Genomic DNA, 21,929 nt, shown 5'->3' on the forward strand with positions numbered 1-21,929 from the left:
GAAGATATAACCACGAACTCACAAACAACACAAATCCGCAGTACAGCGTAGGTTTTAGTGATAACACGCAATAGGCCCATGCGGGCCTTCAATAACCTCCACCGGAGTATTGAAGATGGAGCTCAGCAGGCTGTCGCGCATGATCTCGTCAACCGCACCAAAGGCGGCAACTTCCCCGTCCTTTACTGCGCAGATGTAATCCGCGTAGCGTGCGGCGAAGTTGATGTCGTGCAGAACGATCACGATGGTTCGGCCAAACTCGCGGGATGCGGAGTGCAGGTGCTTCATCATCTCTACGGAGTGGGAGATGTCGAGGTTGTTCAGGGGCTCGTCGAGAAGCACATAGTTCGTTTCCTGGCTAAGCACCATCGCAACGTAGGCGCGCTGACGCTGACCACCGGAGAGCTGGTCGAGGAAGCGGTTCTCCAGCTCGCGCAGGCCGAGGAAGTCGATGTAGCGCGAGACGATCTCTTCATCTTCGGGGGTCAGGCGCCCACCCGAGTACGGGAAGCGGCCGAAGCCGACGAGTTGGCGCACGGTCAGGCGGGTCACAAAGTGGTTTTCCTGACGCAGGATGGACACGACTTTGGCCAGGTCCTTCGAGCGCGCCGAGGTGACGTCCAGGCCTGCGACTTCGATTTGGCCGGAGTCAAGGTCGAGGAGCCTGCCGATCATCGTCAGCAGGGTCGACTTACCTGCACCGTTCGGGCCGACGAGGGCGGTGATGCCGCCTTCGGGGATGTCCAGGGTGACCGGTCCGATGTCAACACTGCTGCTGTAGGCCTTGCGGACTTCTTTGAGTTGAATCACAGGCGTCCCTTTCTCAAAATCACGATTAGGAAGGTCAGGCCACCGACCAGTTCGATGATGATGGAGACCACGCCTTGCGCGTAGAAGATGTGGTTCATCACAAAGTACGCACCCGACAGGATGCAGTATCCGAGCAGTATCGCCATGGGGAAGACGTAGCGGTGGTCGTAGGTATCCGCGGCTTGGTACGCGAGTGTGGCCACGAGGAAGCCGAGGAAGGTCATCGGGCCGACCAGCGCGGTCGATACCGCTATGAGGATGGCCACCAGCACGAGCGTGTAAATCGCGTGCTTTTTGTGGTCCACGCCTAGATTCATGGATACGTCGCGCCCCAGAGACAGGACGTTGAGCGCGCGCGAGTTGAAGATCAGTAGTCCCGTCGCCACGATGACCAGCGGGATTGCCAACGGGTAGTACTCCGGGTCGGCGTTGTTCACGGAACCAAACAGGCGCGCGGTGAGCACGTCGAACTCGCTGGGTGTGAGCATGCGTTGCATGAACGTGGATACTGCGCCCAGTCCCCCGCCGAGCACAATGCCGACCAGCAGCATGGCGTGCATGTCGGGATTGTTGCCGGCGAGCAGCCATGTGTACAGCACCAGGCTGAGCCCGATCATGAGCACGAGCTGGAGGACGAACATCCCCAGGGTGTGCGCGTTAATCAGCCCTGCTGCGCCGAGAAAATACACGGTTGAGGTGTGAATGGCGACGTAGAGCGATTCGAACCCCATGATGGACGGGGTGAGAATCCTGTTATTCGTCACCGTTTGAAACGCCACGGTCGCTGTCGCTTGGCACACAGCCACGATGGCCATCGCGATCACCGCGTTCATGCGACGTTGCGCAATCAGCCAGTAGCCGGTGGATCCGAACTCCATCGGGTTGCCGTACGCGAGCAGCCCCGCGGTAAATAACAGTGCGGCCACCGCAAGCGCGCCGATAATAATCCAGTAGCGCTTTTTGCTTGTCGACGACTGGAACGCCCCGATCTCACGCATTCCGGCTCCGCCTCACAATCATGGCGATAAACACCGCGGCGCCGACGACGCCGAGGATGACGGACACGGGCATTTCGAATGGGGCGATGATAGTGCGGCCGATGAGGTCGCACACCGTTACCACTCCAATGCCGGTGAGGCAGACCCATGGCAGGTTGGAGCGGAGGTCGTCGCCACGCATCATGCTCACGATGTTCGGCACGATCAGTCCCAGAAATGGCAAATTGCCGACGACCACCGTGACCACGCCGGCGGCCACTGCGACCAGGCTGGTGCCGACGAGCACGATGCGGTTGTAATTCAGGCCAACGTTGGTGGCCACGTCTTCGCCGAGGCCGGCCACGGTGAGCCGGTCGGCGTAGAAGAACACGGCGATGACCACGAACAGCACGATCCACAACACCTCGTACTGCCCCGCGATCACGCTGGTGAACGAGCCTGCAAACCACACGCCGAGCGATTGCAACAGGTCGGCCTGCAGCGCCCAATAGGTGGAGACTGCGCTGACCACGGCGCCGAGCATGATGCCGACGATCGGCACGATCAGGCTGGAGCGCAGCGTGACCTTGCGCAGGAAGGCGAAAAACACCATCGTGCCCACGAATGCGAAGCCGACGGCGAGCAGCATGCGCGTCATGATCGTGCCGTTGGGAAAGAACACGAACGACGCGAGCAGACCAAGGCCGGCCCATTCGGTGGTGCCGGTGGTGGTCGGCTCGACGAAGCGGTTCTGGGTGAGCATCTGCATGATCAACCCACTCATCGCCATCGCCGCGCCGGCGAGCACCAACGCGATGGTGCGCGGGACGCGGGTCGTACGGAACATGGCCCAGCCGTCGTCGCTATTCAAAATGTCGTACTGCCCCACCGCAAGCGAGGTCAGCAGCAGTAAAACGACAACGACAACACCCACCCCAAGCTTCCAATCGAGAAGCTTGGGGCGGGTGGTAGTCGCAGTTGGATGTGTCATTCAGGGGTTACTTTGCAGCCTCGAACTTGTCTGCCAGATCGTTGAGGATCTCGGTGTAGGTGAGGATGGACTCGTTGGTGTAGGTGTCCTTCGGTGCCACGTAGACGTGGTTTTCCTTCACCGCGGTAACGTTCTGCAGCGCAGCGGAGTCGTTGATCACAGACAGCGCCTCCGGGGAATCCTTGGCGGACTTGATCGCTGCATCGCGGTCGAGAGCGAAGATCCAGAACGGGTTCGCGTCAGCGATTGCCTCGACGGAGATGTCATCACCCTTGTGGTCGTTAGAGGCGTTCTCCACCTGAAGCGCCGGAGTGAAGCCGATGAGGTCAAACAGTGGGCCCCACACGCGACCGATGCCCGGTGCGACGTAGCCGATCTCGCCGCCGGAAACGTTCACGCCCATGACGGTCTGGTCCGGGTTGTAGGCGGTGCGGGCGCGCTCGACAGCCTCGGTGAACTCCTTGACGGTCTGCTCAGCCTCGGTCTGCTTGCCAAAGATGTCGCCAAGTGCCAGGGTCTGGCGGATGAGCTCGCGGTCAAACGGCTCGTCGTCACGCGGCTCGAACTCAACGAGCACGGCGTTCGGGACCAGCTTCTCAATTTCCTCGTCGTACTTACGGAAGCGCTGACCGGAGACAATCACGTCCGGGTCAGCTGCCACGATGGCCTCGAGGTTCGGCTCCTTGTGGTTGCCGATGTTGACGATGTCCTCGTTGTCCGCAATTCCCGGAATCGTGTTCGGGACGAGGTCGCGCGGCGCTGCGACCGGCTTAACACCCCAGGAGTCCAGGAGCTCGAAGGTGCGGTTGTCCAGAGCGACGACGCGCTGCGGGTTGGCCGGCACTTCCTTCTCGCCGTAGTTGTCGGTCACCTTGACGGTGTCACCGTCGGTGGTGGCGGAGGAGGAGGCAGCCTCGGAGGTGGCTGCTACAGAGGTGGTGGTCTCAGCGGCCTGCTCTGCGTTGGAGCAAGCGCCGAGGGTCAGCGAGCCTGCGGCTGCGAGGGCGATCAGCGCGGTGCGCGGGAAACGGATCATTGTCGTCCTTCCAGACTTAGGTAAGGGTTACCTGGGACATATTAGGGTAGCCATACTTAAAGTCAACCGGCACCCCCGGTTTCCGCCCATTTAGACTACAAAACTGTGTTGTAAATGGCCGAGGTGGGGTCGTCGCAAAGCAAAAAGCCCCAGGATGACCTGGAGCTTTGCAGTCTGTCGCGATTGCTAATCGACGACACGCACCGGCAACTTCACAAACTCAATCGATTGCCCCTGCGCCGCCAGCGCAAGCGTGGACGGATCGACCTGGAACACCGCCGGGCCGGCGCGCAGGATCGTCTTTAGATCATTCGCGGCAACCTCCGCACCCGGAGGGCACGCCATGCGAGTCTCGTTGAGGTCACCGACGCGCAACCTGCCGGTCGTATCCACCTGGTAGGTGGAGTTACCCGTGTTGCAGCCATCGTTGTAGGTCAGCGTGCCGTCCGGGCGGAAATCAACGGTGACCTTGTCATTGTTCTTGGCACGCAAGGTGGTGTCCAGCGCGGGCTGGACTTGGTCGTTAGGCAACTGCGTCGCGCCTTCCGCAAGCGGAACCATCAGCCCAGTGCCAGCGGGCTGCTGCCCCGCCGGGTTAGAAAACAGGGAGGAACTCATCTGGACAAACTGGTCAATGCTGCTCGAGCGCTCCTGCGCGCCAGCCGTGCCGACACCAAGGGTGCCGCCGGCCAGGGCCGCGAGCGCGGTTGCAATGGACAATGTTTTCTGAGTCTTGATACCCATGCCCCACACGGTAGCGGCCGGATTCGCGGGTTCAAGGGGTTTCATGGGATGCCTATGCAACTCCAAGAAACTCAATCATCTTGCCTTGGGCGCCAAGGGCGATGGTGTCGTCGTTAAGTTTGTACACAGCTGGGCCCGCTCGCAGGATCGACTTCAGTTCATCGGACTTGTTCATGCGGGTTGGGTCGCAAAGACGCTGGGTCTCGGCGAACGTGCCCACCTTCACCCCACCGCGGGCGTTGACCTTGTAGGTCGCGTTGCCGACGTTGCAGCCGTCGTCGTAATTGAGCCGGCCCTGCGGAGTGAACGTCAGGGTGATCGCGGCATCTTCCTTCGCCTGCAGCGGCTGTGCGAGAGCTTCCTTTGCATCCTTTGCTGCCAGTGGCTTGGCGTCCTTCGGCAGATCCTTCAGCAACATGCCTCCCTTATTGCCCAGCACGGCGCCGGTGTAGGTGTCCCAACCCTTCTGCACCAACTGGTCCAGGTTCGGGTTGGCCGACGAGAGCTGCGCTACCTGTGCGTGCGCGGTGCCAGCACCAATGAAGCCGCCAGCGATGGCAGCTAGGGCGGTTGCAGCGGACAACGTCTTCGCAGTCTTCGAAATCATGCGCACGACCGTAGCGCCGGGCTGTGGTCGCGCCAAGGGATTTAATAAACCTTTTAAGCTCCTCCAATACAACGTTGAGGCCGTTTTTCGGTTGCGCTGCTCGGCACAGGCTATGATATTTGTTGATATGTCACATAACTGATCTGGAGGACCCCATGAAAGCATTCGGTTTCTTGAGCTTCGGGCACTACGCCATCGGCGGCCAACGCGGCCCCTCGGCAGAAAAGGTAGCGAGAATCCACCTCGAGATCGCCAAAGCTGCCGACGAGATCGGCGTCAACAACGCATCCTTCCGCGTCCACCACTTCGTCCCGCAAGCCTCCGCCCCGATGCCGCTGCTCGGTGCAGTTGCAGCCTCCACCGAGCGCATCGAAGTTGGCACCGGCGTGATCGACATGCGCTACGAAAACCCGCTCTACCTCGCCGAAGAAGCCGCCTCCCTCTATCAACTCTCCGGCGGCCGCGTCGCCCTTGGCGTATCCCGCGGCGCCCCCGAGGTCGCCGAGCGCGGCTGGGAAGCATTCGGCTACAAGGGCGAAGCGCCGAACGGTGCCGACGTCGCCCGCAACCACCTCGAAACCTTCATGGCCGCCGTCGACGGCCACGGCTTCGCCACCGCCGCGCCCCTCGAGCGCCAGTACCCCAACATGTTCCAGCCCGGCTCCGCCCTGCCGGTCTTCCCCATGGCACCCGAGCTGCGCAAGCACATCTTCTACGGCTCCGGTACCCACGCGTCTGCCGAGCAGACCGCCCGCGACGGCCTGAACCTCATGTCCTCCACCCTGGTTTCCGAGACCACCGCGCAGACACTTGGCGAGATCCAAGCCGACCAAATCAACCGCTACCGCGCAGCTTGGAAGGAAGCCGGCCACGACTGGACCCCGCGCGTGTCCGTGTCCCGCTCCATCTTCCCCATCGTCGACGGCGCCGACATGGCACGCTTCAGCATGCAAGCCCCCGGCTCCGACCAGGTAGGCATGCTCCCCGAGGTCGGCGCCTCCACCTTCGGCCGCACCTACGCCGCCGAGCCGGACAAGCTCATCGAGCAGCTCAAGGCCGACCCTGCCGTCATGGCCGCCGACACCCTTCTGCTCACCATCCCGACCGGCATGGGCGTGGACGTAAACGTAAAGATCCTGGAAAACTTTGCCACCCACGTCGCCCCAGCACTCGGTTGGCAGCCGAACACGGAGGGCCCGGTCACCGGCTACGAGATCGTCTAGCTCCCCTTCGGGTGCCGCTAGACGGTCTCGCAGGGGCCTCGACGTTTCCCCAGGTCATATTGGGGACCGTTTTCAGTATGGAGCTGATCGTCTGGTTGCCCGCGCGGGGAGCTAGACGATGTCGAGGAACTAGACGATGAGCACCGCAGAGTGAAGGCCGCTCTGGGCGCAAGTTCCCCGACAAATAAGAAGAAACCCCCAGGCCCGTAAGGGTCTGGGGGTCTCTTTCCAGTGGAGCCGCCGGGAATTGAACCCGGGTCCTTCACCACCGCACCAGGGCTTCTCCGTGCGCAGTTCGCACAGAATCTCTGCTCGGCCCTCCGGATCAGGCGAACATGTCCGAATGACGGGCCCAGTCAGTGAAAAATGTCCCTCCCGAGGCCCCACTGACAGGGCCGGAAGGCAAGTCCCCTAAGTCGACGCCAGGTACCGGGTCGGGGACATCCCCGGCCTGACGGACACGCAGGTCGCTGAACCTTTCTAATTAGGCAGCGAGGGCGTAGTCACGCTGAGAGTTCTTCTCTGCGTTTATTAGTTACAGCGACGCTTTCGGTGGTCTCCTGCCTGCACCGGCACGCTTCCCCTGGCTAAGTGATGAAGTCGAAACCAAATCGACCCCTTCAACTACGAAGAAACGTAGGAGAAGAAACGTTACCCCACGCGGCGCCGGAGCACAAGGAGCCGAGCGCACCGGAGCACAAGGGGCTGGGCACGCCAGAGCCCGAGCAACGCTCGCAAGACCGCCTCAGCCCGCAAGCCCGCCTCAGCCCGCAAGCCCGCCTCAGCCGGCAAGCCCGCCTCAGCCGGCAAGCCCTGCCCCCAGCCGGCAACCTACCCCGTGAACGCTGGGCAGACGCGGAGGAATTCGATGACGGCGTCGGGGCCGGCGTCGACAGCTAGGCGGGCTGCCTTGGCTACTTCGGTGGCGGCCATCTTGGGCAGGCCGTCGTCGCCGGAGAGCATGTCGGTGTCGGTGCGGCCCGGGTGCAGCGAGGTCACGCGCACCTTGCCGGCTTCCTCCTGTGCGAGCGAATCGGTAAAGCCGCGCAGCGCGAACTTGGAGGCGCAGTAGGCGGAGTTGTTGGCGATGCCGTGGTAGCCGGCGCCGGAGTTGATGGTGATGATCAGGCCGTTGGATCGTCGTAAAGCAGGAAGCAGCGCGCGGGTCAGGGTGACAGGCGCGTGGAGGTTGACTTCCATCGTGTTGCGCCAGGAGGCGTCGCCAACCTCTTCCAGGGAACCGTTTTCCATCACGCCGGCGGCCAGCACGAGGACGTCGAGGTCCTCGATCTTTGAGGCCGCTTCCAAGATGGCTTCGGTGTCCGTCAGGTCCACCTCGAACGGCTCCGCGCTGGGAAGCGCCGAAACAATCTCGGACGCATCCTGTGACGCACCAGCGTAAATGTGGTGGTCCTTGCCAAGTTCGTCAGCGATCGCGCGACCGATGCCGCGGGACGCTCCAGTAATCAGTGCCTTTTTCATAGGCCCCCACCGTACTGAAAACGCTACGCCTTGATGCCCTTCAACTTGCGGCCCAGCTCACGGGTGATTTCGCGGTCCTCGGTGCGTCGCTTGATGGCGCGGCGCTTGTCGTAGTCCTGCTTACCCTGGCCGAGGCCCAACTCGACCTTGGCGCGGCCGTCCTTGAGGTAAAGCGACAGCGGGATCAGGGTGCGGTTGCCGTCGCGGACTTTGCCTTCCAGCGAGTCGATCTCGCGGCGGTGCAGCAGCAGTTTGCGGGTGCGGCGCGGCGGGTGGTTGGTCCAGTGCCCCTTGGAGTATTCGGGGATGTGCATGTTGCGCAGCCAGACTTCACCGTTGTCGATGGTGGCAAACGCCTCCACCAGCGACACTTTGCCTTCGCGCAGCGCCTTGATCTCGGTGCCTTGCAGGACGATGCCGCATTCCCATGTGTCCAAGATGGTGTAGTCATGGCGAGCTTTCCGGTTGGTCGCTAGGACGCCGGTGTTGGAAAGCTTCTGCTTTTTGTTCTTCTTGGACATAGGCGCTCGAGTGTACTACTTACGCACGTAGGAGCGAAGTGCCACCTGGGCTGCGAGGCCGCCGAGCACCATGGCGACGAGCCCGGTCAGTGGCATGACGGCCCACACGGCAGAGTCGGGGACGCGGGCGATGAGTTGGGATGCGTAGAGGTCGCCGAGCAGCGGGTCCACTAGGAACTGCTTGCCGGCCCACACGCCGAAGGTGGCCAGCACCGCGCCGAGCAGTACGGAGATCACGGCCTCGAGCACGAACGGGGCCTGGGTGTACCAGCGCGAGGCGCCGACCATGCGCATGATGCCGATCTGTTCGCGGCGGTTGAACGCAGCCAACTGCACCATGTTCGCGATCAGGAACACGGCAGCCAGAGCCTGTGCTGCGGCGATGACGAAGGCGGCGTTGCGGAAGGTGTTCAGGGTTCCGGCGGCGGAGCGCACGGTGTCGGCCTGGTCGGAAATGACGGTGACCTGCGGCATCTCACGAATCGCGTCGAGCGGTGCCGTGTCAGTCGGGTCCTCCAGGCGCACGTGCAGTGCGGCCGGGAGCGCATCCGGGGTGGTCTCACGCACGAGTTCCGGCTCGGCGTCCTGGAACAGTTCCACGAACCGTTCGTAGGACTGCTCGCGGGAGCGGAAGGTGACTTGCTCGACGCGGTCGTCGCCCTGCAGGGTGTCGCGCACCTGCTTGCAGGCATCGGTGGAGCAGTCTTTGTCGTTGGCAGAGATGTCCTCATCCAACTCCACCATCACTTCGACGCGGTCGAGGTAGAGCTTCTTCGTATCGGCCGTGGCCTGCGAGATCAAAATGCCGGTGCCGACGAGCGCGAGCGAGAGCGCCGTAGTGATCACCAGCGCGATGGTCATGGTCAGGTTGCGGCCGAGCCCTTTGAAGCCTTCGCGGAAGATGAAATTCCAGTTCATGGTTACTTCCTCACATCCCCGTAGACGCCGTTTTGTTCGTCGCGCACGACCTTGCCCAACTGCAGTTCGATGACGCGTTTGCGCATGTCATCCACCGCACGCGCGTTGTGCGTGGACATGACCACGGTGGTGCCCATGCGGTTGATGCGCGCCAGCAACGCCATGATTTCGTCGGCGGTGCCTGGGTCGAGGTTGCCCGTGGGCTCGTCGCAAAGCATGAGCTTTGGCTTATCGACGAACGCACGCGCAATCGCAACACGCTGCTGCTCACCACCTGACAACTCGCGCGGCATACGATTCGCTTTCGCGCCGAGGCCGACAAGTTCGAGCGCCTCCGGCACGAGTTTGGCAATGCGGTCCTTCGGCTTGCCGATGACCTCAAGCGCGAACGCCACGTTGTCGTACACGTTGAGGTTGGGCAGCAAGCGGAAGTCCTGGAACACGTAGCCGATGGACTGGCGCAGTTTGTTGATCTGCTTGCCGGACAGTGCGTTGACGTGGAAGTCGCCGAAGTAGATGTCGCCGGAGGTGACGTTTTCCTCGCGGATCATCAACTGCAAGAACGACGATTTGCCGGAGCCGGACGCGCCGATCAGGAAGACGAACTCGCCGTCTGGGATCTCCAGGGTGACGTCGTTGAGCGCGGGGCGCGTGGACGTCGGATACGTCTTGGTCACATGGTCGAATCGGATCACGCGACACACCTTACCCGTTACTGGTGTGACTCTTGTTGCTGCTGTGCCATGCGCCAGCGGATGCCGGCCTCCAGGAAGCCGTCGATGTCGCCGTCGAGCACCTTCTGCGGGTCGCCCACCTCATAGTCGGTGCGCAGGTCCTTGACCATCTGATACGGGTGCAGGACATAGGAGCGCATCTGGTTGCCCCAGCTGGCGTTGCCGCCCGCGCCAAGGGCGTCCATCTCCGCCTTTTCTTCCTGACGCTTCTTCTCCAGAAGCTTGGACTGCAGCACGTTGAGCGCCGAGGCCTTGTTCTGAATCTGGGACTTCTCGTTCTGACAGGTCACCACGATGCCAGTCGGAATGTGGGTGATGCGCACCGCGGAGTCGGTGGTGTTCACGCTCTGCCCGCCCGGGCCAGAGGAACGGTAGACGTCCACGCGGATGTCCGAATCCGGGATGTCAATGTGGTCGGTGTGCTCCACGACGGGCAGCACCTCCACCTCGGCGAACGAGGTCTGGCGGCGGCCCTGGTTATCAAACGGCGAGATACGCACCAGGCGGTGCGCGCCCTGCTCCACCGACAACTGGCCGTAGAGGTAATCGCCGTGCACAACAAAGGTGGCGGACTTAATGCCGGCCTCTTCGGCGTAGGAGATGTCGTACACATCCACCTTGTGGCCAGCCTTTTCCGCCCAACGCACGTACATGCGCATGAGCATCTCGGCCCAGTCCGCCGCGTCCACGCCACCGGCGCCGGAGCGGATGTTGACCACGGCCTCGCGCTCGTCGTATTCGCCGGAGAGCATGGTCTGCACCTCAAGCGAATCGATTTGCGCTGCCACGTCCGCCAACTCGTCGTCGGCCATCGAGGGGTCGCCTTCTTCTTCGGCGAGTTCGTACATGACCGGCAGATCGTCGATACGCGAGCGCAACGACGTGACCTTCTTCAACCGCGACTGCACATTGGAAAGCTCAGTGGTCACCTGCTGTGCGTGCGCCGGATCGTCCCACAGAGACGGGTCGCCGGCTTGGGCCTCGAGTTCGCGGGCGCGCTCGCGGAGCACGTCGAGGTCCATCACCTTCTCGATAGTGGAAAGTGTGGACGAAAGATCCTTAATCCGCGCTTGAGTCTCGGGCTGCATAACCGGGAAGTCTAGCGAACTGCCTGACGCAGCCACCACGACGGGATAGAGTGTGCTGCGACCCCACACGGGCGCCCGAGGCATCGGGCTGAGATCGCGCTACGCCTGCGCGAGCACCGTTCGAACCTGTCTGGTTAGCACCAGCGAAGGAAGTAAGGAGAAGGTCGTGCCTGAAACGCATGCCGATATTTATGCCCAGGAAATCAACCCCAAGCACGCATACGCGCCGATTCTGAAGGACGGGCTGGAGGTTCCGGAAACCGCGATCCACCTGGACGACTCCCCTACCGGCCCCAACGAGCCGTTCAAGATCTACCGCACCCGCGGCCCCTGGGCCGAGCCGGAAGTTGGCCTGCCCAACCTGCGCGGCGAGTGGATCACCGCCCGCGGCGACGTGGAGGAATACGTCGGCCGCGAGCGCAATTTGCTTGACGACGGCCGCGCTGCCGTCCGCCGCGGCTCCGCCAGCGAAGAGTGGCGTGGCGCCTCCCGCAAACCGTTGCGCGCCAAGCCGGGCAAGCGTGTCACCCAGATGGCCTACGCCCGGCGCGGCGAAATCACCCGCGAGATGGAATTCGTGGCGCTGCGTGAACACTGCGACGTAGAGAAGGTCCGCGCGGAGGTTGCCGCCGGCCGCGCGATCATCCCGAACAACGTCAACCACCCGGAAAGCGAGCCGATGATCATCGGCAACGCGTTCCTGACCAAGATCAACGCCAACATTGGCAACTCCGCCGTAACCTCCTCTATCCGCGAAGAGGTAGAGAAACTGCGTTGGGCCACCCGCTGGGGTGCCGACACCGTCATGGACTTATCCACCGGCAACGACATCCACGCCACCCGCGAGTGGATTCTGCGCAACTCCCCCGTGCCCATCGGCACTGTGCCCATCTACCAGGCGCTAGAGAAGGTTGACGGCATCGCCGAGGACCTGACCTGGGAGATCTTCCGTGACACCGTCATCGAACAGTGCGAGCAGGGCGTGGACTACATGACCGTCCACGCCGGTGTACGCCTCCCCTTCGTGCCGCTGACCTCCAAGCGCGTCACCGGCATCGTCTCCCGCGGCGGCTCGATCATGGCCGGCTGGTGCCTCGCCCACCACAAGGAATCCTTCCTGTACGAAAACTTCGACGAGCTCTGTGAGATCTTCTCCCAGTACGACGTCGCATTCTCGCTTGGCGACGGCCTCCGCCCCGGCTCCGTCGCCGACGCCAACGACGCCGCCCAATTCGCCGAACTCAAAACCATCGGCGAACTCTGCCGCCGCGCCTGGGACTTTGACGTCCAGGTCATGATCGAAGGCCCAGGCCACGTGCCTCTCAACATGATCCAGGTGAACAACGAGAAGGAACAAGAATGGTGTGGCGGCGCGCCGTTCTACACCCTCGGCCCCCTGGTCACCGACATCGCCCCTGGCTACGACCACATCACCTCAGCCATCGGCGCCGCCAACATCGCCGCCGGCGGCACCGCCATGCTCTGCTACGTCACCCCGAAGGAACACCTGGGACTTCCCAACCGCGACGACGTGAAAACTGGCGTGATCACCTACAAACTCGCCGCCCACGCCGCCGACGTAGCCAAGGGTCACCCCGGCGCGCGCGACTGGGACGACGCCATGAGCAAGGCACGCTTCGAGTTCCGCTGGCACGACCAGTTCGCCCTCTCCCTCGACCCCGACACCGCGCAGGCCTACCACGACGAAACCCTGCCCGCCGAGCCCGCGAAGACCGCCCACTTCTGCTCCATGTGCGGACCAAAGTTCTGCTCGATGCGCATCAGCCAGGACATTCGCGACGAGTTCGCCGACCAAATCGCAGACCTCGGCATGCCGTCATTCGACTTCTCGAGCGGCGCGGACGGTGGTAGTGCTGGTTCCGAAGCCACCGCCGGCGAGCGCGAAATGGCCGAAGAGTTCCGCGCCTTAGGCTCCAACGTCTACCTCCCCGAGACCCGCGAGGATGCGCCGACTGCGCCATAATGGCGGCGTGACTGAAGCATTTATCAACGCACACCGTTCCTCCTCCGACGCCGAACTGGCCGCAGCACTCGTCCAGCACGCCGGCGGCCTTGCCCTGCGCATGCGCGCTGAGGGCCTGGGCACGGAGTTCAAAACCTCCGTATCCGACGTGGTTACGGAGGCGGATCGTGCCGCGGAGCGTTTCGTCGCCAATGCGCTCGAGGCGCTGCGCCCGGACGACGGCGTCATCGGCGAGGAGGGCGCCAACCGCCCCTCCCACACCGGCCGTACCTGGGTGATCGACCCCGTCGACGGCACCTACAACTTCTCGCAAGGCTCCGATTACTTCTGCTCGGCGCTCGCTCTTATCGACGACTCCCCGTCCCCCACCCCACTCATCTCCGCCATCCACCGCCCCGCCCTGGACACGACCTGGGTTGCCGCCGACGGCGTGGCCACCCGCAACGGGGTTACGTTGCCTGCGCTCGTGGACGCCCCGCTCGCCGAGAGCGCTCTGGTGACCTACCTCCACCCCACCTTTATGTCAGATGCCGCCGTTCGCGAACCTTGGCTGCGCGTCGTTTCGGAGGCCGCCACGATCCGCATGCTCGGCGCCGGCTCCGTCGACCTGGCGAATATCGCCGCAGGTCAGATGGGTGCGTGGATGCAGCACTCTGTCCCCGACTGGGATTGGCTGCCCGGCAAGGCGCTCGTCGAGGCCGTCGGCGGCCGCTGCGTCAAGGTCGATGCCGGTGGCGTGACCTGGTGCGTTGCGGGTAACCCCCGCGTGGTCGACGAGATCGCTGCCCGCCTCCGCGCCTAGCGGTCTTTGCCTCCCCGCGACTCCTCCAAGCCCCGGGCGCTAAGAACTACGGGAGCCGGAACCCGCCTTTGACGGATGGCAGGACGGAGTCGAGACGCGCTGATGCGGTCGGCGCGTGGATCGGGCCTTGCAGCGGGCTGTGGCACGCGATGTCGAAAGGTGCGCGCCAGGTGCCGCCGTTGACCATGGCGATGACGCGGTCGCCGACCATGAGTGGAGCGCCGGAGTCGCCTTGCATGGCACAGACGTGGTTGACGTTGTGGGTGTCCCAGTCGGTGAAAGTGGGTGCGCAGCTGTAGCCGGAGGCGACGCCTTTCTTGCACACGGTGCCGCCGGGGCGGACGGGGGCGCCGCCGACGTGGTTGGCGGTGATGCCGTCGTAGGAGCGGGTGACTTCGGTGTTTTTGTCCAGGGTGATCACGGCGAAGTCTTTTTGTTTGTCTACCTGGGTGATTGTGCCGGTGGTGCCGAGTTGGGGTGCGTCGGCGGATTTGACCTTGTCGCCGACGTTGCCGCAGTGGCCGGCGGTGAGGGCGACTTTTTGGCCGCGGTCGTTATAGCCGGCGACGGTGGTGGTGCACATGAACTCGGAGCCGGGGGTGTTGCCGACGTAGAGCGGGGTGCCGGGTCCGTAGAGGGCGTTGCCGCGTGCGCGGGCTTGGTCGGCTTCTGCGGGGACGCGGGGGGCGTCGTGGAAGGATCCGGGGACGCGGTGGAGGACGCGGTCGGCTCCGGGTTTGCCGGCGAGGGCTTTGGAGATGATGTCGGTGCGCCAGATGTAGTTGGGGTCGGCGGTGTCGACGGGCGCTGCGTTTTGTGCCATCGCGGGTGCGGCGTCTGCGCTAAGAGCAGGCGTGACGACGAGAGCGAGGGCGGAGACGGCGGCAGCGACAATGGTGCGGGCCGATGGGAGGCGGCGCATACTTATCCCCTATCAGTGTTTCGAAGGCGCGTGAAGACAACTTTTGCCACAGTAATCACTTGGGCAACATTGGCACCATTCAACCATACGAAGACCCACCCGGGGGTGCTTTCGGGCACGTAAGGTAGGCCCATGGCTGACTTACCGAAACTCACTGGACGCCTCGCAGGTTTCGAGGACACGATCGACAAGACGCGCGACAAGCGCGAAGACCTTTACAAGTGGTTCCACCGGAACCCGGAGCTGTCGATGCAGGAGTTTGCTACCTCGCAACGCATTGAGGAGCTACTCACCGCGATCGGTTACACCGTCACGGCGGTGGGCAAGACGGGCAAGGTCGGCGTGCTGGAAAACGGCGAGGGTCCGGTGGTGTGCTTCCGCGCGGATTTCGATGCCCTGCCGATCAGCGAGGCGACCGGCCTGGAATACTCGGCGGATCCGGCGCTGAACCGGATGCATGCGTGCGGCCACGACATGCACACGACTGCCCTGCTGGGTGCGGCGGAGGCGTTGGCGCAGCACAAGGACCTGTGGTCGGGCACGTTTATCGCACTGTTCCAGCCGGGTGAGGAAACCGGCGCGGGCGCGGTGGATATGGCGCAAGCGGGTTTGGCGGAGAAGATCGTCAAGCCGGATGTGGTGTTGGGCCAGCACGTGGGCCCGTGGATCGACGATTACGGCGTCGGCGCACTGTCCGGCCCGGTGTTTTCCACGTGCGTGCAGACCAAGATCACGATTTTCGGCCGCGGCTCGCACGGCTCGATGCCGCAGCATGGCATCGACCCGGTGGTGCTTGCGGCGAAGGTGATCATGAGCCTGCAGACGATCATTTCGCGCAACATCGATCCGCAGGAGATGGGCGTAGTCACGGTCGGCGCGGTCCACGGCGGCGATTCGCCGAACACCATCCCGGATTCGGTGGAGCTCAAGGTGTCCACGCGCGCGTTTACGCAGGAAATTTCGGACAAGCTTAACGGCGACATCAAGCGCATCGTCCAAGGAGAATGCGCCATTGCGGGTTGCGACCGGGAGCCCACCTTCGAGGTCATTGGCGGCGCCCCGGTGTTTAGTAACCACGAGGAGCCGACGGAGAAGGTCATGGCGGTGTTCCGCGAGCAGTTTGGTAAGCGCGCGGGCAACTTCGGCCGGTTGTCGGGTTCGGAGGACTTCCCCACCATCGCGGAAGCTTGGGGCGTGCCGTACTTCTACTGGGCGGTAGGCAGCAAGAAGGAAATGGAGGGCGCCCCGGCAAACCACTCGCCGCTGTTCGCTCCGGATCTGGACCCGGTGCTGGATCATTCGACGCGCACAATCTTGGCGGCGGTGTCGCCGTGGCTGATGCCGTAGCGAACATGTCGCGGTAGCCGTGTAGGTTGAGCCGCATGAATTCGCATGCGGCACCGCACCCGAACCAGCAACCCGCGCAACCTCAGCAACCCGCGCAGCCTCAGCAACCCGCGCAGCCCGCTCACCCAGCGCAGCCCCTAAAGCAGCGCCTGATCGTGCCTGACCTGGCGCGCGGCACCGCACTGCTTGGCATCGCGATGGCCAATGTGGCGCAGACGTGGATCACGAATGATTGGTCTGAGGACCAGTCGCGTGCGGGCTGGTCGGTGGGTGGTGTCCGCCCGGACAGCGTCATCGACCAGGTCAGCGCCGTGTTCGCCGCGATGTTTATCCACGTGCGTGGCCTGCCGATGTTCTCCACTCTGTTGGGGTTCGGCTTCGGGCTGGTGGCGGCCAGTCTCTACCGCAAGCACTATCCGTTGAAGGATGCGCGGCGGGTGTTGGTTCGTCGATACGCAGTGCTCGCGTTGTTTGGTTTGGCGCATATGCTTGGCCTGTTTTATGGCGACATCATGCTCACGTATGGCCTGGTGGGCATCTTGTTGGCGTGGGGGTTGTCGTGGTCGTCGAAGACGTTGCGCATTGTGGCGTATTCGATTCTGGGCCTGTTCACCACGTTCGGGGTGTTAGGTGGCGTCTCGGCGTTTTTCTTCAATTCTTCGGAGGCGATCATACAGCCGGATCCGACGATCACGTTTGATACGCCAGCGGCATATTTCTCCTCAAACCTGCAGATGGCGGTGGGCATGTTGGCCATGCAGCCGTTTGCTGTGGTGCAGTTGTGGGCGTTGGCGATTATTGGGTTTGTGTGGGCGCGGGAGCGGGTGCTTGTCGACGTCACCACGCACCGCAAAACCCTCATCACCTGGACCGTTATCGCCGCGGTGATCATCGTCGGCATCGGCCTGCCGTGGGGTTTGGCGGCCGCGGGTGTGCTGCCGGCACAGTGGGAGCTGCCGCTGTTCATCCTGAACCAGGCGCTGGGCTACCTCACGGGCCCGGGCATCCTGGCGGCACTTGCGCTGGCCACGCACCGACTGAACAACGACGTGCCGGGGTGGGCGCGGGCGTTCGTGGCGTTGGGTAAGCGTTCCATGTCGGGGTATCTGGCGCAGTCGGTGCTGTTCATCTTGCTGTGCACCCCGGCGTTTCTGGGCATCGGCCTGGACACCACGGTGACCGGCAAGCTAGGCATTGGCCTGCTGGTGTGGGCGATCACGCTGGCGCTCGCGGTGCTGCTGGAGCGCGCCGGCAAGCAGGGTCCGTTTGAGTGGGCGCACCGCCACCTCTCGTATGGCAAGACAGGAAGGATTGAGCCGAAGAATGATCAGGTTTCTATCGCTGGATGAGATGACGCCGCGTCAGGTCCACCAGTTGTACAAGTTGCGGGTGGATACGTTTGTAGCGGAGCAGCAGTGCCCGTACGCGGAGATCGATGATCAGGACGCCAACCCTGAGACGAAGCACATTCTTGCTTTGCTTGACGACGACACCCTTGCCGGCTGCGCCCGCGTCTTCCCCACTGAGACGGGATCGCGCTTTGGGCGCTTCGTGGTCCATCCCGACCACCGCGGCTCTGGCCTCGGCCCGGAGATCGTGCGCGCGGGTATCGAGTACACGGAGCGCTTCCCCGGGGATTTGGTCATCGAGGCGCAGGCCGGCCTTGTCGGCTACTACGAGCAGTTCGGGCTGGTGGCCGAGGGTGAGGAATTCCTGGACACCGGAGTTCCCCACCGCAAGATGCGGATCAAGCGCTAGTTCTGGCGCTAGTCCAAGCGCTAGTCCTGGCGGCGTTCGTCGACAATGGTGTCGCTGCCGCGCTCGAGTTTGAAGCCTTCGGGGAACTTCCAGGAGTCGTCCTCGGCGTCGTATTCGAGTTCGGGGCGCTCCACCTCGTTGCCTTGCGCGTCGTAGCCCGGCGCGGGTTTGTTTTCGCCTTCTTCGAGTTTCTCGGCGGTGTCGGTCTTCTCCCAGGTGCGGGAGCGGGTCTTGCGGGCGGCGGCGGAGTCGTCGCTCATGGCTTTGATCAGGGAGTACATCATGACGAAGTACATGAAGAAGAACGGCAGGGCGATGATGATCACGACTTGTTGGAGGGCGTTGATGCCGGAGTCGTTGATAAACAGCAGCGCGCCGGTGACCAGGCCGACGGCGACGACCCAGCCGACGCGGTAGTAGGTGGGTGATTTGTTTTCCTCGCCGGAGGCGAACATGTCCATCACCAGGGCGGCGGAGTCCATGGATGTGACGAAGTAGAACACGATCACGATGAGCGCGACGGTGCCGGTGATGGTGTACAGCGGGTAGTCCGCAAGCAAGGTGAACAGTGCTTGTGGGGTGTCGCCGTCTTCCACCACGGGTTTGGTCAGCACGCCCGGGTTTCGTTCTTCCATGTCGATGGCTGCGCGGCCGAAGATGGAAAACCACACCAGGTCGAACGCGGTGGGCAGCAGCAGGGTGCCACCGATGAATTCGCGGACGGTGCGGCCGCGGGAGATGCGGGCGAAGAACATGCCCACAAACGGCGACCAGCAGATGGTCCACGCCCAGTAGAAGGCGGTCCAGGTGGCGTGCCAGCCCGGGTTGTCGTTGTAGGAGTCCACCCAGAACATCAGCTCCGGCAGCGACTGCGCGTAGATGCCGAAGGATTCGGTGATCTGGCCGAGCAGTTTCAGGGTGGGGCCGGTGAGCAGCACGAAGAGCATCAGGGCGATGGTGCCGGCGATGTTGAGGTTGGACAGGATTTTCACGCCTTTGTCCAGGCCGGTTGCCACGGAGATGGAGGCGACGATGGTGATGCCGCAGATGATCGCGATCTGCACCGGGGTGACCAGGGGCACGTCCCAGAGGATGTTCATGCCGGCGGAAATCTGCAGTACGCCCAGGCCGACGGAGACGGCGAGGCCGAAGACGGTGCCGATGATGCCCAGGGCGTCGAGAAGTTTGCCGGGCGCTTCGTACACACGGCGGCCGAGCAGTGGCGCGAACATGGAGGACATTCGCGCGGGCATTTTGCGCTTATAGACGAAGTACCCCACCGCCAGACCAGGCAAGGTGAAAATGACCCACATGTGGATGCCGAAGTGGTAGTAGGTGAACTCGAACGCCTGGACGATCGCGTCGCGGCTCATCGATTCGTAGCCGCCGCGTGGCGGGTTGAAGGCGTGGTTCAGCGGCTCGGCAGCACCCCAAAACAGCAGCGTTGCGCCCATGCCGGCGGCAAAGAGCATGCCGAACCAGACGGGGTATGAGTATTCGGGTTCATCGTCGTCGTCGCCAAGCCGCAAGTTGCCGTAGCGGGAGACGAACACACAGATCAAAAAGACCAGCGTGGCAGAGATACCGCCGACGTAGAGCCACGTGAAGTGGTCCATGAGCCAGCCGGAGACGCTGGCATATGTTTGGCGGGCGGTATCGCCGAACGCGATGGTGCCCGCAACGAAGATGAGGATGAACCCCAAGGCGGAGAAGAAAATCAAGGGGTCTGAGTGGAGACGGCGTGGTCGCGCCATAAGGGGTGTTCCTAACTGGTGGGAAACAACTGCATTAACGTGGGCAACCAGCGTATTTAAGTGCTACGATTCGTCCCGCTATGAATACCCAAGAACCCGCCTCTACCAGGGCAGCTGTTGATGAACAAAAACTTCTCGAGCGCTTCATGTGGCTCTCCATCGGCGCCGCCATCCTCACCATTGCACTGAAGGCAACCGCGGCGTGGGTGACGGGTTCTGTGGGTTTCCTCTCGGACGCGTTGGAGTCCGGAATCAACCTCGTCGCAGCCGCCGTGGGCCTGTGGGCGCTGAAGCTTTCAGCCAAGCCGGCGGACGATAACCACAACTTCGGCCACTCCCGCGCCGAGTACTTCTCCGCCCAGGTGGAGGGCACACTCATCCTGATCGCCTCTATGGTGATCATGTATACGGCGATAGATCGCCTGATCAACCCGGTAGCGGTGCAGCAGCTCGGCATCGGCCTGGCGTTCTCTATCGTGGCCACGCTGCTGAACCTCGGCGTGGGTGTAGCGCTCATCCGTGCGGGTAAGAAGTACCGCTCCACCACCCTGAACGCGGACGGGCACCACCTGATTACGGACGTGTGGACCACGGTGGGCGTCATCGTGGGCATGGCGCTGGTGTGGCTGACTGGCTGGCAGCCGCTCGACCCGATTGTGGCGCTGCTGGTCGGCCTGAACATCCTGTTCACCGGCTACAAGTTGCTCAAAGGCGCGATCCTGGGGCTGCTGTCGCATACGCTGCCTGAGGATGAGCAGGAGGTTGTCCATACCTTCCTGGATGCCTACGCCAAGGACAACGGCGTGACGTTCACGTCGGTGCGCACGGCGGAAGCCGGCCGCGACCGCTTGGTCAACCTGGTCATGCAGGTGCCAGGCTCCTGGACGGTGGATCACTCCCACGATCACGCGGATGCGGTGGAGGAAGGTATCGCCGCAGCGCTGGGTGGCGCGGAGACGATCGTGCACATCGAGCCGCGAGGCCATCCGACGCGTACCGGCCCGCTGCTGGGCTAGTTCTGCCCTGTTACTCTCGCTGGCATGATCGCAGCGCTCATCATTGCAGAGGTCGCGTTCTGGGGCTGCCTGTTTGCCGGTCTGTTGATGCGCTACACGTTCAACCAACCGCGGTTGGGCTTATGGTTGCTCGCGGCGACGCCCGTTATCGATTTACTCCTGCTGGCGTACGCGGCATACGACTTGAATGCTTCGGGGCGCGCTGATTTCTTCCATGGATTTTCGGCGTTTTACGTTGTGTTTTCGGTTGTGTTCGGCCGAGACATTATCGCCACCATGGACCGGAACTTCTCCGGTAAGAGTGTCGCTCCTAAAGCGGCCTCCGAGAAGACGGCTGGTTTGACGCACTGCGTGGTGGCCAGCGTGATCACTGCGCTCGTTCTGGTTGGTCTCATTGTGATCACTGGCAAGAATGGAAGTTTCTGGCTGCTGTACTGGCTGATCGCCGTTGTCTTCACGCCGTTGATGTGGTGGGGCGTCGAACGCTGGAAAGCACATCGCTAATCCGCATAGGGTGATGGGCATGGATTCGCAGCTTAAGGGCAAACCCGAACTCGATTTGCGCTGTTACTTTGTCACCGGCCAGGGTGACGACATTGTGGAGCGCGCCCGCGCCGCCGCGGCTGGCGGCGCCGGGGTGGTGCAGGTGCGCTCGAAGCCGATTAGTGCGCGCGACCTGTACAACCTTGCCCGCAATGTGGCCGAGGCAGTGCACGAGGTGAACCCGAAGACGCAGGTGCTTATCGACGACCGCGTCGACGTCGCCCTAGCACTACGCGACCACGGCATCGCCGGCGTGCACGTGGGCCAAGACGATCTGGACGTTAAGGTGGCGCGCGACCTGCTCGGCCCGGACGCGATCATCGGCCTGACCACCGGCACGATGGAACTGGTTCAGGCTGCGAACGCATACAAAGACGTGATCGATTACATCGGCTGCGGCCCCTTCCGCAACACCCCGACGAAGGACTCGGGCCGGCCTCCCCTGGGCTTCGGTGGCTACCCGCCCCTGGTTGAGGCCGCCCAGGTGCCGCTAGTGGCCATCGGGGATGTGACGGTCGATGACGCGTACCACCTGGCTCTTGCGGGTGTGGACGGGTTGGCCATTGTGCGCGGCATCATGCACGCCGATAATTCCCAGGGCTATTGCGAGCGTGTGGTCGCGGAGTTTGAAAGGGGCCAAACGGACCGGGCAAAAGCGCTACCCTGATCGCT

22 protein-coding genes, 1 other RNA gene and 1 riboswitch are annotated in these 21,929 nt (G+C 63.0%); of the genes, 9 read left to right on the forward strand and 14 right to left on the reverse strand.

Translation table 11 applies throughout. The features are described from left to right. Window positions 1–54 precede the first annotated feature (54 nt). The 6 genes from HMPREF3120_RS08025 to HMPREF3120_RS08050 all read right to left on the reverse strand — a co-directional run bounded on the left by HMPREF3120_RS08025 (window position 55) and on the right by HMPREF3120_RS08050 (window position 5,165). Complete coding sequence (locus tag HMPREF3120_RS08025) at window positions 55–810, reverse strand: iron ABC transporter ATP-binding protein (protein WP_070452053.1); 756 nt, start codon at window positions 808–810, stop codon at window positions 55–57. Further along, window positions 807–1,808 (reverse strand): iron chelate uptake ABC transporter family permease subunit, encoded by a 1,002-nt coding sequence (locus tag HMPREF3120_RS08030; protein WP_070452056.1) that lies wholly within the window; start codon window positions 1,806–1,808, stop codon window positions 807–809. The genes HMPREF3120_RS08025 and HMPREF3120_RS08030 overlap by 4 nt, the downstream gene beginning before the upstream one ends. After that, the gene (locus HMPREF3120_RS08035; protein WP_070452058.1) at window positions 1,801–2,778 is read right to left on the reverse strand and encodes an ABC transporter permease; all 978 of its coding nucleotides are present in this window, start codon (window positions 2,776–2,778) and stop codon (window positions 1,801–1,803) included. The genes HMPREF3120_RS08030 and HMPREF3120_RS08035 overlap by 8 nt, the downstream gene beginning before the upstream one ends. A 7-nt stretch (window positions 2,779–2,785) precedes the next feature. Next, window positions 2,786–3,814 (reverse strand): siderophore ABC transporter substrate-binding protein, encoded by a 1,029-nt coding sequence (locus tag HMPREF3120_RS08040; protein WP_070452061.1) that lies wholly within the window; start codon window positions 3,812–3,814, stop codon window positions 2,786–2,788. A gap of 186 nt (window positions 3,815–4,000) precedes the next feature. After that, window positions 4,001–4,558: an META domain-containing protein gene (locus HMPREF3120_RS08045; protein ID WP_167594506.1), complete on the reverse strand. Its 558-nt coding sequence runs from the start codon at window positions 4,556–4,558 to the stop codon at window positions 4,001–4,003. Between the two features lie 52 nt (window positions 4,559–4,610). Further along, the gene (locus HMPREF3120_RS08050) at window positions 4,611–5,165 is read right to left on the reverse strand and encodes an META domain-containing protein (RefSeq protein WP_168156422.1); all 555 of its coding nucleotides are present in this window, start codon (window positions 5,163–5,165) and stop codon (window positions 4,611–4,613) included. Between the two features lie 155 nt (window positions 5,166–5,320). Between HMPREF3120_RS08050 and HMPREF3120_RS08055 the strand changes: the two genes are divergently transcribed. Next, entirely contained in the window at window positions 5,321–6,388 is a 1,068-nt protein-coding gene (locus HMPREF3120_RS08055) for an LLM class flavin-dependent oxidoreductase (RefSeq protein WP_070452070.1), read from the forward strand. A gap of 229 nt (window positions 6,389–6,617) precedes the next feature. Here HMPREF3120_RS08055 and ssrA read toward each other — a convergent pair. The 6 genes from ssrA to prfB form a co-directional block, all read right to left on the reverse strand. Further along, window positions 6,618–7,007, reverse strand: a transfer-messenger RNA (tmRNA) gene (gene ssrA / locus HMPREF3120_RS08060). A 212-nt stretch (window positions 7,008–7,219) separates the two neighbouring features. Further along, window positions 7,220–7,870, reverse strand: a complete 651-nt coding sequence (locus tag HMPREF3120_RS08065) for an SDR family oxidoreductase (RefSeq protein WP_070452073.1) — start codon at window positions 7,868–7,870, stop codon at window positions 7,220–7,222. 23 nt (window positions 7,871–7,893) lie between these two features. Beyond that, window positions 7,894–8,391, reverse strand: coding sequence for an SsrA-binding protein SmpB (gene smpB, locus HMPREF3120_RS08070; protein WP_070452075.1), 498 nt, complete (start codon window positions 8,389–8,391; stop codon window positions 7,894–7,896). Window positions 8,392–8,406: 15 nt separating this feature from the next. Next, the gene (ftsX, locus tag HMPREF3120_RS08075; RefSeq protein ID WP_070422549.1) at window positions 8,407–9,309 is read right to left on the reverse strand and encodes a permease-like cell division protein FtsX; all 903 of its coding nucleotides are present in this window, start codon (window positions 9,307–9,309) and stop codon (window positions 8,407–8,409) included. Between the two features lie 2 nt (window positions 9,310–9,311). Beyond that, a complete protein-coding gene (gene ftsE, locus HMPREF3120_RS08080) occupies window positions 9,312–10,004 on the reverse strand; it encodes a cell division ATP-binding protein FtsE (RefSeq protein ID WP_070452078.1) in 693 nt (230 codons plus the stop codon). 17 nt (window positions 10,005–10,021) lie between these two features. After that, window positions 10,022–11,131 (reverse strand): peptide chain release factor 2, encoded by a 1,110-nt coding sequence (gene prfB / locus HMPREF3120_RS08085; protein ID WP_070422547.1) that lies wholly within the window; start codon window positions 11,129–11,131, stop codon window positions 10,022–10,024. A gap of 57 nt (window positions 11,132–11,188) precedes the next feature. Next, window positions 11,189–11,300, forward strand: a riboswitch (TPP riboswitch). Here prfB and thiC point away from each other — a divergent pair. Continuing rightward, the gene (gene thiC / locus HMPREF3120_RS08090) at window positions 11,298–13,115 is read left to right on the forward strand and encodes a phosphomethylpyrimidine synthase ThiC (RefSeq protein ID WP_070452116.1); all 1,818 of its coding nucleotides are present in this window, start codon (window positions 11,298–11,300) and stop codon (window positions 13,113–13,115) included. (Overlaps the previous riboswitch by 3 nt.) Next, complete coding sequence (locus HMPREF3120_RS08095) at window positions 13,096–13,917, forward strand: inositol monophosphatase family protein (RefSeq protein WP_070452082.1); 822 nt, start codon at window positions 13,096–13,098, stop codon at window positions 13,915–13,917. Before thiC ends, HMPREF3120_RS08095 begins: the two co-directional genes overlap by 20 nt. Before the next feature lie 46 nt (window positions 13,918–13,963). Here HMPREF3120_RS08095 and HMPREF3120_RS08100 read toward each other — a convergent pair whose 3' ends face one another. Beyond that, window positions 13,964–14,839, reverse strand: a complete 876-nt coding sequence (locus HMPREF3120_RS08100; RefSeq protein ID WP_246815448.1) for a S1 family peptidase — start codon at window positions 14,837–14,839, stop codon at window positions 13,964–13,966. A 132-nt stretch (window positions 14,840–14,971) separates the two neighbouring features. On the opposite strand from HMPREF3120_RS08100, the gene HMPREF3120_RS08105 reads away from it, so the two are divergent. The 3 genes from HMPREF3120_RS08105 to HMPREF3120_RS08115 are packed head-to-tail and all read left to right on the forward strand — an operon-like array spanning window position 14,972 to window position 17,944. Beyond that, entirely contained in the window at window positions 14,972–16,186 is a 1,215-nt protein-coding gene (locus HMPREF3120_RS08105; protein ID WP_070452085.1) for an amidohydrolase, read from the forward strand. Between the two features lie 35 nt (window positions 16,187–16,221). After that, window positions 16,222–17,535 (forward strand): DUF418 domain-containing protein, encoded by a 1,314-nt coding sequence (locus HMPREF3120_RS08110; protein ID WP_083284845.1) that lies wholly within the window; start codon window positions 16,222–16,224, stop codon window positions 17,533–17,535. Next, window positions 17,510–17,944 (forward strand): GNAT family N-acetyltransferase, encoded by a 435-nt coding sequence (locus HMPREF3120_RS08115; protein WP_070452088.1) that lies wholly within the window; start codon window positions 17,510–17,512, stop codon window positions 17,942–17,944. The genes HMPREF3120_RS08110 and HMPREF3120_RS08115 overlap by 26 nt, the downstream gene beginning before the upstream one ends. Window positions 17,945–17,964: 20 nt before the next feature. Here the strand turns inward: HMPREF3120_RS08115 and HMPREF3120_RS08120 are convergent, their stop codons facing one another. Further along, complete coding sequence (locus HMPREF3120_RS08120) at window positions 17,965–19,698, reverse strand: BCCT family transporter (protein ID WP_070452091.1); 1,734 nt, start codon at window positions 19,696–19,698, stop codon at window positions 17,965–17,967. A gap of 80 nt (window positions 19,699–19,778) precedes the next feature. On the opposite strand from HMPREF3120_RS08120, the gene HMPREF3120_RS08125 reads away from it, so the two are divergent. Genes HMPREF3120_RS08125 through HMPREF3120_RS08135 form a run of 3 tightly spaced genes read left to right on the forward strand, consistent with a single transcriptional unit; the run spans window position 19,779 to window position 21,924 of the window. Further along, complete coding sequence (locus HMPREF3120_RS08125) at window positions 19,779–20,714, forward strand: cation diffusion facilitator family transporter (RefSeq protein WP_070452093.1); 936 nt, start codon at window positions 19,779–19,781, stop codon at window positions 20,712–20,714. A gap of 24 nt (window positions 20,715–20,738) precedes the next feature. Then, window positions 20,739–21,218: a hypothetical protein gene (locus tag HMPREF3120_RS08130; protein ID WP_070452096.1), complete on the forward strand. Its 480-nt coding sequence runs from the start codon at window positions 20,739–20,741 to the stop codon at window positions 21,216–21,218. A gap of 19 nt (window positions 21,219–21,237) precedes the next feature. Further along, a complete protein-coding gene (locus HMPREF3120_RS08135) occupies window positions 21,238–21,924 on the forward strand; it encodes a thiamine phosphate synthase (protein ID WP_070452125.1) in 687 nt (228 codons plus the stop codon). Window positions 21,925–21,929: the final 5 nt, after the last annotated feature.

The organism is Corynebacterium sp. HMSC11D10, from assembly GCF_001806995.1.
GTDB classification, from domain to species: Bacteria; Actinomycetota; Actinomycetes; order Mycobacteriales; family Mycobacteriaceae; genus Corynebacterium; species Corynebacterium coyleae.